Annotated in this window: 12 protein-coding genes; 8 read left to right on the top strand and 4 right to left on the bottom strand. The window is 67.9% G+C overall.

What is annotated here, in order from left to right; all coding sequences use genetic code 11:
- Positions 1-8: 8 nt before the first annotated feature.
- Together AC3WLY_RS05760 and AC3WLY_RS05765 are read right to left on the bottom strand one after the other, a co-directional pair.
- Entirely contained in the window at positions 9-1715 is a 1707-nt protein-coding gene (locus tag AC3WLY_RS05760) for an AMP-binding protein (RefSeq protein WP_492308113.1), read from the bottom strand.
- A 159-nt stretch (positions 1716-1874) separates the two neighbouring features.
- Positions 1875-3008, bottom strand: a complete 1134-nt coding sequence (locus AC3WLY_RS05765) for an acyl-CoA dehydrogenase family protein (protein WP_492308112.1) — start codon at positions 3006-3008, stop codon at positions 1875-1877.
- 136 nt (positions 3009-3144) lie between these two features.
- On the opposite strand from AC3WLY_RS05765, the gene AC3WLY_RS05770 reads away from it, so the two are divergent.
- The 3 genes from AC3WLY_RS05770 to AC3WLY_RS05780 all read left to right on the top strand — a co-directional run bounded on the left by AC3WLY_RS05770 (position 3145) and on the right by AC3WLY_RS05780 (position 6630).
- Positions 3145-4179: an AraC family transcriptional regulator gene (locus tag AC3WLY_RS05770; RefSeq protein WP_162631713.1), complete on the top strand. Its 1035-nt coding sequence runs from the start codon at positions 3145-3147 to the stop codon at positions 4177-4179.
- Between the two features lie 112 nt (positions 4180-4291).
- Positions 4292-5860 carry an NfeD family protein gene (locus tag AC3WLY_RS05775; RefSeq protein ID WP_175959665.1) on the top strand — a complete coding sequence of 523 codons (1569 nt, stop codon included), beginning with the start codon at positions 4292-4294 and terminating at the stop codon, positions 5858-5860.
- Positions 5857-6630, top strand: a complete 774-nt coding sequence (locus AC3WLY_RS05780) for a slipin family protein (RefSeq protein WP_175959666.1) — start codon at positions 5857-5859, stop codon at positions 6628-6630. Before AC3WLY_RS05775 ends, AC3WLY_RS05780 begins: the two co-directional genes overlap by 4 nt.
- Before the next feature lie 88 nt (positions 6631-6718).
- Here AC3WLY_RS05780 and AC3WLY_RS05785 read toward each other — a convergent pair whose 3' ends face one another.
- Complete coding sequence (locus tag AC3WLY_RS05785) at positions 6719-7996, bottom strand: HAD family hydrolase (RefSeq protein WP_492308111.1); 1278 nt, start codon at positions 7994-7996, stop codon at positions 6719-6721.
- A gap of 607 nt (positions 7997-8603) precedes the next feature.
- On the opposite strand from AC3WLY_RS05785, the gene AC3WLY_RS05790 reads away from it, so the two are divergent.
- The 5 genes from AC3WLY_RS05790 (at position 8604) to AC3WLY_RS05810 (ending at position 13267) form a co-directional block, all read left to right on the top strand.
- On the top strand, positions 8604-9503 hold the full coding sequence (locus tag AC3WLY_RS05790; protein WP_492308110.1) for a M24 family metallopeptidase: 900 nt from the start codon (positions 8604-8606) through the stop codon (positions 9501-9503).
- A gap of 45 nt (positions 9504-9548) precedes the next feature.
- The gene (locus tag AC3WLY_RS05795; protein ID WP_492308109.1) at positions 9549-11336 is read left to right on the top strand and encodes an SDR family oxidoreductase; all 1788 of its coding nucleotides are present in this window, start codon (positions 9549-9551) and stop codon (positions 11334-11336) included.
- Positions 11337-11370: 34 nt separating this feature from the next.
- Positions 11371-12276: a metal-dependent hydrolase gene (locus tag AC3WLY_RS05800; RefSeq protein ID WP_492308108.1), complete on the top strand. Its 906-nt coding sequence runs from the start codon at positions 11371-11373 to the stop codon at positions 12274-12276.
- Between the two features lie 78 nt (positions 12277-12354).
- Positions 12355-12642 carry a hypothetical protein gene (locus AC3WLY_RS05805; RefSeq protein ID WP_034180641.1) on the top strand — a complete coding sequence of 96 codons (288 nt, stop codon included), beginning with the start codon at positions 12355-12357 and terminating at the stop codon, positions 12640-12642.
- 250 nt (positions 12643-12892) lie between these two features.
- Positions 12893-13267, top strand: a complete 375-nt coding sequence (locus AC3WLY_RS05810) for a DUF2917 domain-containing protein (protein WP_492308107.1) — start codon at positions 12893-12895, stop codon at positions 13265-13267.
- A 160-nt stretch (positions 13268-13427) separates the two neighbouring features.
- Here the strand turns inward: AC3WLY_RS05810 and AC3WLY_RS05815 are convergent, their stop codons facing one another.
- On the bottom strand, positions 13428-13706 hold the full coding sequence (locus tag AC3WLY_RS05815) for a hypothetical protein (protein ID WP_047902603.1): 279 nt from the start codon (positions 13704-13706) through the stop codon (positions 13428-13430).
- Positions 13707-14463 lie beyond the last annotated feature (757 nt).

Genomic DNA, 14463 nt, shown 5'->3' on the forward strand with positions numbered 1-14463 from the left:
CGGTCATTTCATTTCAGTTCGGCGGCGAAATCTTCTTCCCAGTATTCGCCGGGCATTCGCGCGGCCGCGTCGTCGCCGCGCTCGATCTCGCGGCGGCGCAGCTCGACGCGGCGGATCTTCCCCGAGATCGTCTTCGGCAGCTCCGCGAACTGCAGGCGGCGGATGCGCTTGTACGGCGCGAGCTTCTCGCGCGAGAAGCGGAAGATCTCCAGCGCGAGCGCGGGGCTTTCCTCGTAGCCCTGCCGCAGCGTGATGAAGGTCTTCGGCACCGACAGCCGCACGGGGTCGGGGCTCGGCACGACGGCCGCCTCGGCGATCGCCGGATGCTCGATCAGCACGCTCTCGAGTTCGAACGGGCTCAACCGGTAGTCGGACGACTTGAACACGTCGTCCGCGCGGCCGATATACACGTAATAACCGTCGTCGCCGCGCATCGCGATGTCCGACGTGCGGTAGTGGCCGTCGCGCATCGCATAGGCCGTCGCGTCGGGGTTGTTCGCATAGCCGTTCATCAGCCCGACCGGGCGCGCGACGTCCGGGCCGATCGGCAGCGCGACCTCGCCTTCGGTCGCAGGCGCGCCGTCCGGATCGAGCAGCGTGATCCGGTAGCCGGGCAGCGGCCGGCCCATCGAGCCCGCGACGACCGGCTGGCCCGGCGAGTTGCCGATCAGGCAGGTCGTCTCGGTCTGGCCGTAGCCGTCGCGGATCGTGATGCCCCACGCGTTCTTCACGCGCTCGATGATCTCGGGATTCAGCGGCTCGCCCGCGCCGACGATCTCGCGCAGCTTCACGTCGAACGACGCGAGCGGCTGCTGCACGAGCATGCGCCATACGGTCGGCGGCGCGCACAGCGTCGTCACCTGGTATTTGACGAGCGCATCGAGCACGACCTTCGGCTCGAAGCGCGCGTAGTTGAACGCGAACACGCACGCCTGCGCGTTCCACGGCGCGAAGAAGCAGCTCCACGCGTGCTTCGCCCAGCCCGGCGAGCTGATGTTCCAGTGGATGTCGCCCGGCTGCAGGCCGACCCAGTACATCGTCGACAGATGGCCGACCGGGTAGGTGCGGTGCGTATGCTCGACGAGCTTCGGCTTCGACGTCGTGCCCGACGTGAAGTACAGCAGCATCGGATCGTTTGCGTGCGTGACGGCGTCCGGCTCGAACACGGCGCTCGCCGCGTAGCCGTCGTTCATCGCGAGCCAGCCCGCGCGCGGCGCGCCGGCGACGATCTTCCGCGCGAGGCCGAGGTCGGGCTGTTCGAATTTGGCGGTTTCGTTCTCGTCGACGATCGCGTATTTCGCGCCGCCGATCTGCACGCGGTCGCGCACGTCGTCGGCCGACAGTTGCGTGGTGGCGGGCAGCACGATCGCGCCGAGCTTCATCGCGGCGAGCATCGCGTCCCACAGTTCGACACGGTTCGGCAGCATCAGCAGGATGCGGTCGCCGCGCACGACGCCGATCGAGCGCAGCCAGTTCGCGATCCGCGACGAACGCTCGGACATCTGCGCGAACGAATACGGATCGCCCGTGCCGGTCGCCGCGTCGACGATCCACAGTGCGGGCCGGTCGTTGCCGCGCGCCATCGGGTCGAAGTAGTCGAGCGCCCAGTTGAACGCATCGAGCACCGGCCACTCGAAATCGCGGTACGCGGTTTCGTAGTCGGTGCGATGGCGCAGCAGAAAGTCGCGTGCGTCCAGGAATGCCTGTACCGTCATCGTTTCCTCCAGTCTCCATGCCTCGCGGTCAACCGGTGCATGCGCTGCAGCCCATGCCCGATTCCCTGTGGCGCGGCGCACGGTCACGTCGTTGCGTGCCGCGTTTACCGCGCTGCCCTCGTGCCTGCGTGATGCTTTTGCTGACGCGACCGCCGTGACTCAAAGCTGCCGTGCGATCACCATCCGTTGCACTTCGCTGGTGCCTTCGTAAATCTGCGTGATGCGCGCGTCGCGGTAGTGACGCTCGACTTCGTAATCGACCAGGTAGCCGTAGCCGCCGTGGATCTGGATCGCGTCCGAGCACACGCGCTCGGCCATCTCCGATGCGAACAGCTTCGCCTGCGACGCTTCCGACAGGCACGGCAGCCCGGCCGTGCGCAGCTTCGCCGCGTGGTGCACGAGCAGGCGCGCGGCGTTGATCTGCGTGGCCATGTCGGCGAGCTTCTGCTGGATCGCCTGATGCTCGGCGATCGGCTTGCCGAACTGCACGCGCTCGCCCGCATAACGACGCGCCTTGTCGAACGCGGCGCGCGCGATGCCGAGCGCCTGCGCGGCGATGCCGATGCGTCCGCCCTCGAGATTCGACAGTGCGATCTTCAGCCCTTCGCCGCGATTGCCGAGCAGGTTCTCTTCCGGAATCGCGCAGTTCTCGAACGTGATCGCGCACGTATCCGATGCGCGGATGCCCATCTTCTTCTCGGGCTTGCCGACGATGAAGCCCGGCGTATCGGTCGGCACCAGGAACGCGGAAATGCCGCGCTTGCCGGCTTCCGGGTCGGTCATGGCAAAAACGATCGCGACACCGGCGCGCTGGCCGTTGGTCACGAACTGCTTCGCGCCGTTCAGCACCCATTTGCCGTCGCGCAGCTCCGCGCGCGTGCGCAGGTTGTTCGCCTCGGAGCCCGCCTGCGGCTCGGTCAGGCAGAACGCGCCGATCACGCGGCCGGACGCCATGTCGGCCAGCCAGCGCTCTTTCTGCGCTGGCGTGCCGAAGCCGAGGATCGGGCCGCAGCCGACCGAGTTGTGCACGCTCATCAGCGTCGCGCACGCGGCGTCGCCGGCGGCGATTTCCTCCATCGCCAGCGCATACGCGACGTAGTCCGTATACGAGCCGCCCAGCTCCTGCGGCACGATCATCCCGAGCAGGCCGAGGTCGCCGAGCTGCGCGACGACGGCGTCGGGCAGCCGCGCATCGTGGTCCCACTGCGCGGCGTTCGGCGCCAGCATCTCGGTGGCAAACGCGCGCGCGGCGTCGCGGATCATCCGCTGGTCTTCGGTGTAAAGCTCGTCCATGGCGCTGCTGTCTCCCGCGGCCGCCGGGCGCGACCGTCCTTGCGTTTCGATGCAACAAGTGTAGGCAAGCGCGCGCGACTGTTCGATGCTCGCGTCGCTCATTTACACTGAGCGTTTTTGCCACACCGGCGGCACGATGAAGCAGGAAGACAAGGGAACCGTCGCGATCAGCCTCGTCGCTTACAGCGTCGCGCTCGCGACCCGGCGCGGCATCGCGGCCGAGCCGCTGCTCGCGCAGGCCGGCATCGCGCCCGCGCTGCTCGGGCAGCCGCGCGCACGTGTATCCGCGCAGCAATACGGCGCGCTGTGGAACGCGATCGCGCGCGCGCTCGACGACGAGTTTTTCGGGCAGGATCGCCACCCGATGCGCAGCGGCAGCTTCATCGCGATGAGCCAGGCCGCGCTGTCCGCGCGCGACGGGCTGCACGCGATGGCGCGCGCGGTGAATTTCATGCACTGCGTGCTCGACGACCTGCACGCGGAGCTCGACGCGAACCCGCAGCGCGTGCGGCTGCGCTTCGTGCACCGCAACAACGGTGCGACACCCGCGATGTTCACGTACGCAACCTATTTCATCATCGTCTACGGGCTCACCTGCTGGTTGATCGGGCGGCGCATCCCGCTGCTGCATGCGAGCTTCCGCTGCGACACGCCGCCCGCCGATCACGAATACCCGTCGATGTTCTGCGACGACATGCGCTTCAACGAGCCCGATTCGTATGTCGATTTCGATCCCGAATTCGCGACGCTGCCGGTCGTGCAGAACGCGAAGACGCTGAAGACGTTCCTGCGCAACGCGCCGGCCAGTTTCATCGTCAAGTACCGCAACCCGAACGCGCTCGCGCAGCGGGTGCGCGCGGTGCTGCGCGGGATGCCGCCCGCCGCGTGGCCGGGCGCGGGCGGGATGGCCGCGCGGCTGCACGTGGCCGAGGCCACGCTGCGCCGCAAGCTGCACCAGGAAGGCCATGCGTACCAGTCGATCAAGGACGCGCTGCGGCGCGATCTCGCGTTCGAGGCGCTGGCCGACCCTGCTCGCACGATCGCCGACGTCGCGGCCGCGACCGGCTTCGCGGAACCGAGCGCGTTCTACCGTGCGTTTCGCAAATGGAGCGGGCGCAGTCCGGCCGACTATCGCGACGAAGTGCTGGCGCGAGGCGGCGGCGCGGGCTGAATCCGGCCCCGGCTTCGCGCTTTGCGCCGAAACCGCCTAATCTTTAAACATCGGGCCAACGCCCTTTCCGCGAGCCGGACGGCGTGCGACTGTGCGCCGCCCGGACGCCCCGATGCGCCTCCACCGTCACGGGCCGCCGCCGGCGCCTGCCGCGCCAGACGGCCGCCCCCGTCACCCGCTGTCCGCGCGGGTCGCGCGCGCCGCGCTGTTCGCGGCGCTGCTCGTCGTATGTGCGGCCGTCGCCGCAGCGCCGCCCGCCGCTGCACCCGCAGCCGCGCGCCCGGTCGTCGTGATCCCCATCAACGGCGCGATCGGGCCGGCCAGCGCCGACTTCATCGTTCGCTCGCTCGATCGCGCCGCACGCGAGCACGCGCCGCTCGCGATCCTGCAGCTCGACACGCCCGGCGGCCTCGACACGTCGATGCGGCAAATCATCAAGGCCATCCTCGGCTCGCCGGTGCCGGTCGCCGCATTCGTCGCGCCGGGCGGCGCGCGGGCCGCGAGCGCGGGCACCTACATCGTCTATGCGAGCCACTTCGCGGCAATGGCGCCCGGCACCAATCTCGGCGCGGCGTCGCCCGTGCAGTTCGGCATCGGCGGCGGCGCGCCGGCGCCGGGCACCAACCCCGCTGCGCCGCGAGCACCGCCGGCCGGGACGCCGGGTGCATCGGGCGCCTCGGGTACGTCGCCGGCCGCGCTGCCGACCGACACGCAATCGACCGAAATCCGCAAGGCGATGCAGGACTCCGCCGCCTACATCCGCGGCCTCGCGCAGTTGCGCGGGCGCAATGCCGAATGGGCCGAGCGCGCGGTGCGCGAGGCCGTCAGCCTGTCGGCGACCGAGGCGCGCGCGCAGCACGTCGTCGACCTGATCGCGCAGGATCCGGCCGACCTCGCGCGCCAGCTCGACGGCCACAGCGCGACGACCACCGCCGGCACGCTGCGGCTCGCGACCGCGCATGCGCCGCTCGTCGTGGTCCTGCCCGACTGGCGCAGCCGCTTCCTGTCGATCATCACCGATCCGAATGTCGCGCTGATCCTGCTGACGATCGGCATCTACGGCCTCTTCTTCGAATTCGCGAACCCCGGCTTCGTGCTGCCGGGCGTCGCCGGCACGATCTGCCTGCTGATCGGGCTGTTCGCGATGCAGTTGCTGCCGATCAGCTATGCGGGCCTCGGCCTCGTGCTGCTCGGTCTGGGTTGCCTGGTCGCGGAGGCGTTCCTGCCGACCTTCGGCGTGCTCGGTTTCGGCGGAATCGTGTCGTTCACGATCGGCGCGCTGATGCTGATCGATACCGAAGTGCCCGGCTACGGGATTCCGTGGCCCGTGATCGCGAGCCTCGCGCTCGGCGGCGGGCTGCTCGTCGCCGGCGTGTCGAGCGTCGCGCTGAGCGCGCGGCGGCGCCCGGTCGTGACAGGCGCCGAGGCGATGGTCGGCAGCATCGGCGAAGTGCTCGACGACGGCCTGCGCGCCGACCAGCCGCACGGCGCGGCCGGCCCCGCGCCATCGGCCGCGGGCTGGGCGCGCGTGCATGGCGAGCGCTGGCGCGTCGCGAGCAGCGTGCCGCTCGCCGCGGGCTGCCGCGTGCGCGTCACCGGCCGCCAGGGATTGCTGCTCACCGTCTCACCGCTCTACGACGTGCCGGTTCAGGAACAACAACACCACGGAGAACCAACATGATGGGCTACACCTTCGGCTTCAGCAGCGTCCTGATCGTCTTCGTCGTGGTGCTCGTCGCGTCGTCGATCCGCATCTTCCGCGAGTACGAGCGCGGTGTGGTGTTCATGCTCGGCCGGTTCTGGAAAGTGAAGGGCCCGGGGCTCGTGCTGATCATCCCGATCGTCCAGCAGGTCGTGCGGATCGACCTGCGCACCGTCGTGTTCGACGTGCCGCCGCAGGACGTGATCACGCGCGACAACGTGTCGGTGAAGGTGAATGCGGTGGTGTATTTCCGCGTCGTCGATCCGGAGAAGGCCGTGATCCAGGTCGCGCGCTTCTTCGATGCGACGAGCCAGCTCTCGCAGACGACGCTGCGCTCGGTGCTCGGCAAGCACGAGCTCGATGCGCTGCTGGCCGAGCGCGAACAACTGAATGCCGACATCCAGAAGACGCTCGACGCGCAGACCGATGCGTGGGGGATCAAGGTATCGACGGTCGAGATCAAGCACGTCGACCTGAACGAGACGATGGTGCGCGCGATCGCGCGGCAGGCCGAGGCCGAGCGCGAGCGGCGCGCGAAGGTGATTCATGCGGAAGGCGAACTGCAGGCGTCCGAGAAGCTGCTGCAAGCCGCGCAGCGGCTCGCGCAGGAGCCGCAGGCGATGCAGCTGCGCTATTTGCAGACACTGACGACGATCGCGGCGGACAAGAACTCGACGATCGTGTTCCCGCTGCCGATCGATCTGCTGGGCGCGTTGCTGGACCGGTTGGGCAAGCCGCGCGAGCGCTGACACGTCCGTTTCCCGGCCCACGCGACGCCGCCGTCGATCCCGCCGGACGCAGGGCCGCGACGGCCCGGCGCCCGGCGCCCGGCGTACGTCAAGCCAGCAGCTTGCGCTCGGTCTTGCCGTACTTGATCGACTTCTCGTCCGGGATCATCAGGCCCGTGTGCTCGTCGCGGCCCTGCAGCAGGAAGCGCGCGTCCGGCTTGCCGATCTGCTCGGCCGCGAGCTTGCTGTCCGCGCCGATTTCGCCCTTCTTCATCCGGTTGACGATCACGCCGGCCGCGGTGTCCTTGAAGTCGCGCAGCATCCACGCGTCGCCGTCGCTGTCGCCGAACACCAGCAGCGGGCCGTAGCCCTTCTTCGATTCGAGGACGTTGCGGATGCCGACCGTCTTGCCGGGCCCCCAGTTGAAATGCCAGCCCGCCGGATACGTGCTCGTGTACTTGCCGTCCCGCATGTCGAGGCGCAGGCCGATCACGTTCCCTGGCGGCACGCCGTAGCCATAGTTCGGATTGCCGGCGAACACGCGCACGACGTCGTCGAGCGACGCCGTGCTCACGTACACGTCGATGCCGTTCGCGCGCAGCGTGTGCATCACCGCGCGGATTTCCTCATGAATGCGGATGCCGTGGAAATGCGTGTCGGCCACCACGCCGGCCTTGCCCGGCAGCGACTTCGGGCTTTCGTAGCGGACCTTGCGCAGCGCGTCGCCGATGCCGTAGTTGTTCGACGCTTCCGCCATCGCCTGCAGCTCGGCGGTCGTCATGTTCCTGTAGAAGTAGATGATCCACTTGTAGCCGATCTCGAGCGGGTGCGTGTCGCAGATCGCGTCGTACATGAAGTACAGCTTCGCGCGGAAATCCTTGAACTGATCGGTCTCGCGAATCTCGTCGAGGCTCTTGCTGCCGCCGAATCCCTGGTAGTTCGCGTAGAGCCAGCGATAGTCGGATTCGACGTCGGCGGCGAGGTTCTCCATCGTCACGGGCTTGCCGTCGATCGTCGTGTAGTCCTTCATGAACGCGCCCTTCGGCACGTCCTTCCACATCACGTCGACGAATTCGTCCGGCGTCAGCTTGTACTGCAGATGGTTGATCTGGTACATCAGCAGCGCCTCTTCGCAGTCGTTCATGATGCACGTGTTGTCCCAGTCGAACACCGCGTACGGGCGGCGCTTTTCGTCGTAGCGCGCGCTCGCGACGCCATGCCGGTCGAGCACCGCCTGCAGGCGCGCGGCGTTGAACGGCGACCAGCGGCCCGGGTCCAGCGCGTCCGGCGCGGTTGCGCTCTTCGCGTCGGCCGTGCCGGCCTTGAGCAGCAGCGACGTCGCAGCGGTCGCCGCGGCAAGGGTATTCATGAACTTGCGGCGTTGCATGGTCTCTCTCCATGGAAATGTCGAATCTCGAATCGGCTCGGGCGCTACCCTGCGCGGCGCACCGCGCACCGGCTGCTCATCGGCGCGTCGAAGCCGGGACGGCTCCGAACTGGGGGCGGATGATGTGACGAAATTATTTCGGCAATATGACGGCGTCACGTCGCGACGCGACGGGAAGTTGATCCGACGCGACATGCCGGCCATCGCAAGGCGGCCGCACGCAGCCATCCGGGCCGGCGCCGGGACCGCTCGTGACAAGCTCCAACCGGTCCCCAATCCGTACGCGTGTGCGCCCACAGCCATCCGGCCCCGACCTCCGGAAACCTAGAGTCTCCCCTCCATTTCGGCCCTTCATTAGGACAAATCCTCACCCCCGGGGGCTGGCGCGCCATGCCGAACCGGCTATCATCATTACATCAATCAATGGCACATTAAATGCTGACTGAATAATTCGCGACGGGAACACCGGCGGATGCATTCCGGATCAGCACCCCGCTTTGCACAGGACCGGAGCGCGCTTTGCGTGGGACCGGAGTCCGCGCCGAAGCACCAACACCGGTCGATAAGCGCTGAAGCGCCCGCTCTGGCCGACATATGGAGACGCATCATGGCCGACCACCACCCGCTGCCGGAAGTCCACCTCGACGAGCTGCCGCAATTCCGCGCGGTCCAGCAGCTTGCCTACCGCTGCGTCGAAACCGTCGGTGCGATGCTCTACCCCGGCATCACCGAGAAGGAAGCCGCGCGCCTGCTGACCGAATGGCTGCAGGACAACGGCGTTCACGACTGGCTGCACAAGCCGTTCGCGTGGTTCGGCGACCGCACCGCGTTCGAGGGCTTCTCGGGCCTCAAGCACATGGGCGGCTTCAATCTCGCATTCTTCCCGAGCAACCGGCAGCTCGAAACCGACATGCCGGTGATCCTCGACGTCGCGCCCGTGCTCGACGGCATCGTGGCCGACGTGGGCTACGCGCACTGCCTCGGCGAGAACCCAATCCTCGAACAGTTGCAGGACGACCTGATGGACCATCGCGACATGATCGTGCGGCTCGTGAAGGAGCGCCGATCGATGGCCGAGGTCGCGCAGGAAGTCGATGCGCTGTGCCGCCGCCAGGGCGTCGAGCCGCGCCACAAGGCCTATCCGTTCAAGGTGCTCGCGCATCGCGTCGCGAAGATCCACAAGCTGTCGAAGCCACGCTTCGTCGCGCGTTTCGGGCTGAACGCGACGCGCAACCTGCTGCTCGACCAGGGCCGCGCGGCAAAGCAGCAGGGCTGGTCGCCGCTGTGGTCGATCGATCGCCGCTCCGAGCATGCGCCCGTGCCGGGCCTGTGGGCCGTCGAGCCGCATCTCGGCTTCGCCGGCGTCGGCGCGAAATTCGAAGAGCTGCTCGTGATCACCGACGACGACGCCTACTGGCTCGACAGCGACCTGCCGCACGTGCGCCGCTGGCAGCGCCGCCAGACCGAACGTGCTCAGGCCGTCGCGACCGTGCCGGCCGCCGCCTGACGTGCCCGCGCCTTTCTTCCAGAATCCCTGAACGACGGACTCACGATGCAGCCTCTTTCCGACGAAGCGCCGCTGGCCCTGCTCGAATCGGTTCATAACGAGACGGCAGTCGCCTCGGGCGACCTGACGCTCGCGGTCAAGACCTGGGGCGACCCGGCCCGTTCGCCGGTCGTGCTCGTGCACGGTTATCCCGACGATAGCAGCGTCTGGCGGCACGTCGCACCGCTGCTCGCGCGCAAGCACTACGTGATCGCTTACGACGTGCGCGGCGCGGGGCTGTCCGGCGTGCCGAAGCGCACGGCCGACTATCACCTCGCGAAGCTGACCGACGATTTCATCGCGGTGATCGATGCACTCTGCCGCGGCCGCGCCGTCCATCTGATCGCGCACGACTGGGGCTCGATCCAGGGCTGGGAATTCGTCACCGATCCGCGCCTTTCCGGCCGCATCGCGTCATACACGTCGTGCTCGGGGCCGTGCCTCGACCACGTCGGCTTCTGGCTGCGCGAACGCGTGCTGCGCCCGACGCCCGCGTCGCTGGCCAAGCTCGGCGGCCAGCTCGTGCGGTCGTGGTACGTGTACCTGTTCCACCTGCCGTTCATCCCCGAGCTCGGCTGGCGGCTGTGGCTCGGCCGCGCATGGCCGCGCCTGCTGCGCCGCCTCGAAAAGACGCCCGCCGCGCCGCGCCCGACGCAGGCCGACGACGGCGCGCGCGGCGTGCGCCTCTATCGCGCGAACTTCATCCGCTGCCTGTTCGCGCCGCGCGAACGCTACGCGCATGCGCCCGTGCAGACGATCGTGCCGCTCGGCGACAAATACGTGAGCCCCGCGCTGTCCGAGAACCTGTCGCGCTGGGTACCGCAGTACTACCGGCGCGAAGTTGCGGCCGGCCACTGGCTGCCGCTCGCCGATCCCGCGCGCTTCGCGGATCTCGCCGGGCAACTGATCGACGCGATCGAATCGGGCCACGAACCGCCCGCGCTCGCGAACGCGCGCCGCCGTGCAACCAGCGGGCGCTTCAGCGGCAAGGTCGCGGTCGTCACAGGCGCGGGCAGCGGCATCGGCCGCTGCGCGGCCCTCGCGTTCGCCCGCGAAGGCGCGACGGTCGTCGCCTGCGACATCGATGTCGCGAGCGCGGAGCGCACTGCGCTGCTGATCGGGCTGACCGGCGCGCAGGCACACGCGAAGCGCGTCGACGTCGGGTCCGCCGACGAGATGGAAGCGCTCGCGGCGTGGGTCGGCAGCGAACTCGGCGGCGCGGACGTCGTGATCAACAACGCGGGCATCGGCATGGCCGGCGGCATCCTCGACACGAGCACGCGGCACTGGGAGCGCATCCTGCACGTGAACCTGTGGGGCGTGATCCACGGCTCGCGGCTGTTCGCGCGGCAGATGGCCGCGCGCGGCACCGGCGGCCACATCGTCAACACCGCGTCGGCGGCCGCGTTCGGCCCGTCGCGCGACCTGCCCGCGTATGCGACGACGAAGGCCGCCGTGCTGATGCTCAGCGAATGCATGCGCGCGGAACTCGCGGAGAAAGGCATCGGCGTGACCGCGGTATGCCCGGGCTTCGCGGAAACCGGAATCATGGCGTCGACGCAATACGCCGGCGCCAACGCGCAGGACGAAGCGCGGCTGCGCAAGCGCGCGACGAAGCTGTACCAGATGCGCGGCCTGAAACCCGAAGCCGTCGCGCAGGCGATGGTCGACGGCGTGCTGCGCAACTGCCCCGTCGTCGCGGTCGGCGGCGAAGCGCACGCGATGCACTTGGTCGGCCGCCTCATGCCGTGGCTCGGCCGGATGATCGCCCGCGTCAGCATGGCATCGCATTGACGGCGCATGACGCCGCACAGGGAGACAGACACAAATGACCGCTACCGCCGACTACCACAAGATCAAGGCCCGGCACGTGAAGTTCGACTTCAGCGACACGCCGATCACCTGGGTGCCGAACGATCCGGGCAGCACCCACATCATCAACACGCTGAACCTGCTGTTCCCGGAAGGCGAACTGTGGTTCTGCCGCGTGTACAACAAGGCACTGCCGCTGATCACCGATGCACGCCTGCGCGACGAGGCCGAAGGCTTCCTGCGGCAGGAAGCCGTGCACTCGCGTTCGCACGGCGGCGTGCTCAAGCACTATTACGACCGGCACGGGATCGACACGAAACCGTTCACGCAGAAGCTCAACCGGCTGTTCACGCGCGTGCTCGGCGAACAGCCGCTCGGGCTGAAGATCGGCCATACGCGTTTCTGGCTGCGGCAGCAGCTCGCCGTGATCGCGTCGCTCGAACACTTCTTCGGCTATCTCGGCAACTGGGTGCTCAACGCGCACGGGCTCGACGAAGGCCGTGCCGACCCGACGATGGTCGACCTGCTGCGCTGGCACGGCGCCGAGGAAGTCGAGCACCGCACCGTCGCGTTCGACATCTACCGGCACCTGGGCGGCACCTATCCGGAGCGCTGCGTGCACATGGCGTTCGTGATCCTGCTGCTGCTCTACTACATCACGACCGGCGCGAAGTTCATGTACAGGCGCGACCCGGACGCCGGCCGCTACCCGGGCTTCGTGCCCGCGTGGCGGCAGGGCTCGCGGCGCGGGCACCTGCCGTCGTTCTGGAAGGTGATCGGCGCAGCGCTGCGCTATTTCAAGCCAGGCTATACGCCGCATCACGAAGGCTCGACCGAGCAGGCGCTCGAATACCTCGCGCGCTCGCCCGCCGCGCAGGCAGCCGCGCACGGCGGCAACTGGGGCACCACGAAGGGTGCGTAACCGGGTTTCCGGCGGGCGCGGCGGGCGGCGCCCGCCGAAATGCGTACAATCGCGGCTTCATTTCCCGGAGGTGCCGCGATGGCCATGAAGAAAACCGATCTCGAAAAGAACAAGGCGCTCAAGCTGACGCATGCGATGAAGCAGTCGGGCGCCACCCGTTTCGGCAAGGGCGCCGAAGACGCGGCAAAGCTCGACCGCCGCGCGCAGCGCAAGCTCGACCAGGAACAGGGCCTCGTGCCGTTCGCGTGCAAGCTCAACGCCGAACTCGTCGAGCAGCTGAAGGCGCGCGCGGCCACGCATCCCGAAGGGATGACGGGCCTGCTGTCCGAATTGCTCGTGAACGGGCTCGCGCAACGCGACGCGTAACCGCCACGCATCTCGAAAATGTCGTTGACAGCGCCGCGCTGCCACGACAAACTCGTTCGCATGCCTACGTTCAAGCTCATCGCCATCGCGAAACATTGCCCGGTGAACATTCGAAAGAATGGATCACGGGAGGCGCTTGTGCGTTAGCAATCGAGCAGTACCGCATGTCACACAAGGCCTCGCCGGAAACGGATGAGGCCTTTTTGTTCTGGTGCGCGTCATCCGTCCGGCTCACTGAATGGAGAAGACGATGGACCAGGCAAGCCAGCTGTTTGACCGTCCCGACCGGCGCCGCGCCGGCACGATCGCGTTACCGACCGTCGTGATCCGTTTCGCGGTCGCGCCGCGCACGACGATGACCTGGCGCGCGCCGAAAGACGCGGAGATCCGCGCACACGGCGCGGCGCTATGGATCACGCGCCCGCCGAGCGTCGACGACTACTGGGTGCAGCCCGGCGACGTGCTGCGCATCGCACGCGGCGACCGCATCTGGATCGGCACCGATGCCGACCGATCGGCCGAAGCGTCGATCACGACCGCCTATGTGCGGCGCGGCGAGCGCTTCAGGCGCACGCTCGCGCAAGTGCAACGTTTGCTCGTCGGGGTATGGAGAAGGAGTGGATGATTGACGCGCCGTCACGCACGCGAGACGCGGAACGGCCGCGACCGGAAACAGACGCACCTGCGGCGCTAATCGCTGCAGGTGCGCATCGAATGACGCAGCACGCCAACGCGTGCCGCGAGCGATCGCGCGCCGTGCGCAGCAACCGGATGCAGCAGGTGCATCAGGTGCTGGCGGCGAGACGCGGGCCCGTGCTGCGGGGAGTCGAATCGAGCTCGGGGCGTTGCGATGCCTGCGAGGTCACCCACGGATCGATGCCCTGCTTCTGCACCTCCTCGAGGAATGACACACGTGTGCGCCAGTAATCCGCCTGTAATTTCGCATCGATGACGCGCTGTTCGGCTGCGAACAGTTCCATGCGCGCCGTCACGAGCATCGACGCAGCGGTTTTTTCCGGCGTGGGGGCGTGTCGCATCGCCCAACGGCTGATCCAGTTCAACATGCTGACCTCCGTGATTACGGACGAACCCGCATCGGGCAATCGCAATCGGCCGTGCCTGCCCAAACGCGCAACGGCCTTGACCGCCATTCACCGCCTGGCCTGCACGGACTGCGACTCCCCCGCGTCGGCAATTACCGGCCGGCGTGTGCATGCGCGGTGTATCTATCCTAGAAAGACTTGCCGGTTTATGCGATGGGGTCTTGCAATCTTTTACACAGAAACCACAGTCGCCCACGCATCGCGAAATGACAGTTGCGGGCGGGACGGCTTCGGCGCAGGATAGCTCGTTATCTGCGACTGCCCGGACTGACGAATGGCTGCTGCACGCCGTTGCGCTCTCGCACCGGCCATGCGCGCGCGTTCGCGCGCACGTCATCGCGCACGTCATGCCTGCACCGTATTCGTGCAGCATGCAGGCGCTCCGTTTCAGTCGAATGTCATCGCGTACCGGCCGCGCGCAATGTGACCGGTGTGCCGTTGCGCATGCATCGGCCGGCCCCCGCCTGTTCGTCACGCTCCCGTTTTTACCCTTTCCGCCTGCCCGTTCCGCCCGAACCGGTAAAATGCGCGCCTTCGTCGCGAGGCCGGGCTGCCGGACCGTTCGCGCACCGGCAGCCGATCGTGCCCTCCAACTATATCGTCCGAGCTATCCGCGCTATTACAATCCGCCGATAGCCGGGCAATAGTGGCTGGTTACATTAAGCCGGCCGCTGCCTTTACAACAATTCGGCACAACAAGCAACACGACAACCCGACC

The organism is Burkholderia sp. FW306-1C-G01B (genome assembly GCF_058781685.1).

Coding starts and splice junctions, on each gene's coding strand:
- AC3WLY_RS05760 (WP_492308113.1), bottom strand. CDS start 1,715: ATGACGGTACAGGCATTCCTGGACGCACGCGACTTTCTGCTGCGCCAT.
- AC3WLY_RS05765 (WP_492308112.1), bottom strand. CDS start 3,008: ATGGACGAGCTTTACACCGAAGACCAGCGGATGATCCGCGACGCCGCG.
- AC3WLY_RS05770 (WP_162631713.1), top strand. CDS start 3,145: ATGAAGCAGGAAGACAAGGGAACCGTCGCGATCAGCCTCGTCGCTTAC.
- AC3WLY_RS05775 (WP_175959665.1), top strand. CDS start 4,292: ATGCGCCTCCACCGTCACGGGCCGCCGCCGGCGCCTGCCGCGCCAGAC.
- AC3WLY_RS05780 (WP_175959666.1), top strand. CDS start 5,857: ATGATGGGCTACACCTTCGGCTTCAGCAGCGTCCTGATCGTCTTCGTC.
- AC3WLY_RS05785 (WP_492308111.1), bottom strand. CDS start 7,996: ATGCAACGCCGCAAGTTCATGAATACCCTTGCCGCGGCGACCGCTGCG.
- AC3WLY_RS05790 (WP_492308110.1), top strand. CDS start 8,604: ATGGCCGACCACCACCCGCTGCCGGAAGTCCACCTCGACGAGCTGCCG.
- AC3WLY_RS05795 (WP_492308109.1), top strand. CDS start 9,549: ATGCAGCCTCTTTCCGACGAAGCGCCGCTGGCCCTGCTCGAATCGGTT.
- AC3WLY_RS05800 (WP_492308108.1), top strand. CDS start 11,371: ATGACCGCTACCGCCGACTACCACAAGATCAAGGCCCGGCACGTGAAG.
- AC3WLY_RS05805 (WP_034180641.1), top strand. CDS start 12,355: ATGGCCATGAAGAAAACCGATCTCGAAAAGAACAAGGCGCTCAAGCTG.
- AC3WLY_RS05810 (WP_492308107.1), top strand. CDS start 12,893: ATGGACCAGGCAAGCCAGCTGTTTGACCGTCCCGACCGGCGCCGCGCC.
- AC3WLY_RS05815 (WP_047902603.1), bottom strand. CDS start 13,706: ATGTTGAACTGGATCAGCCGTTGGGCGATGCGACACGCCCCCACGCCG.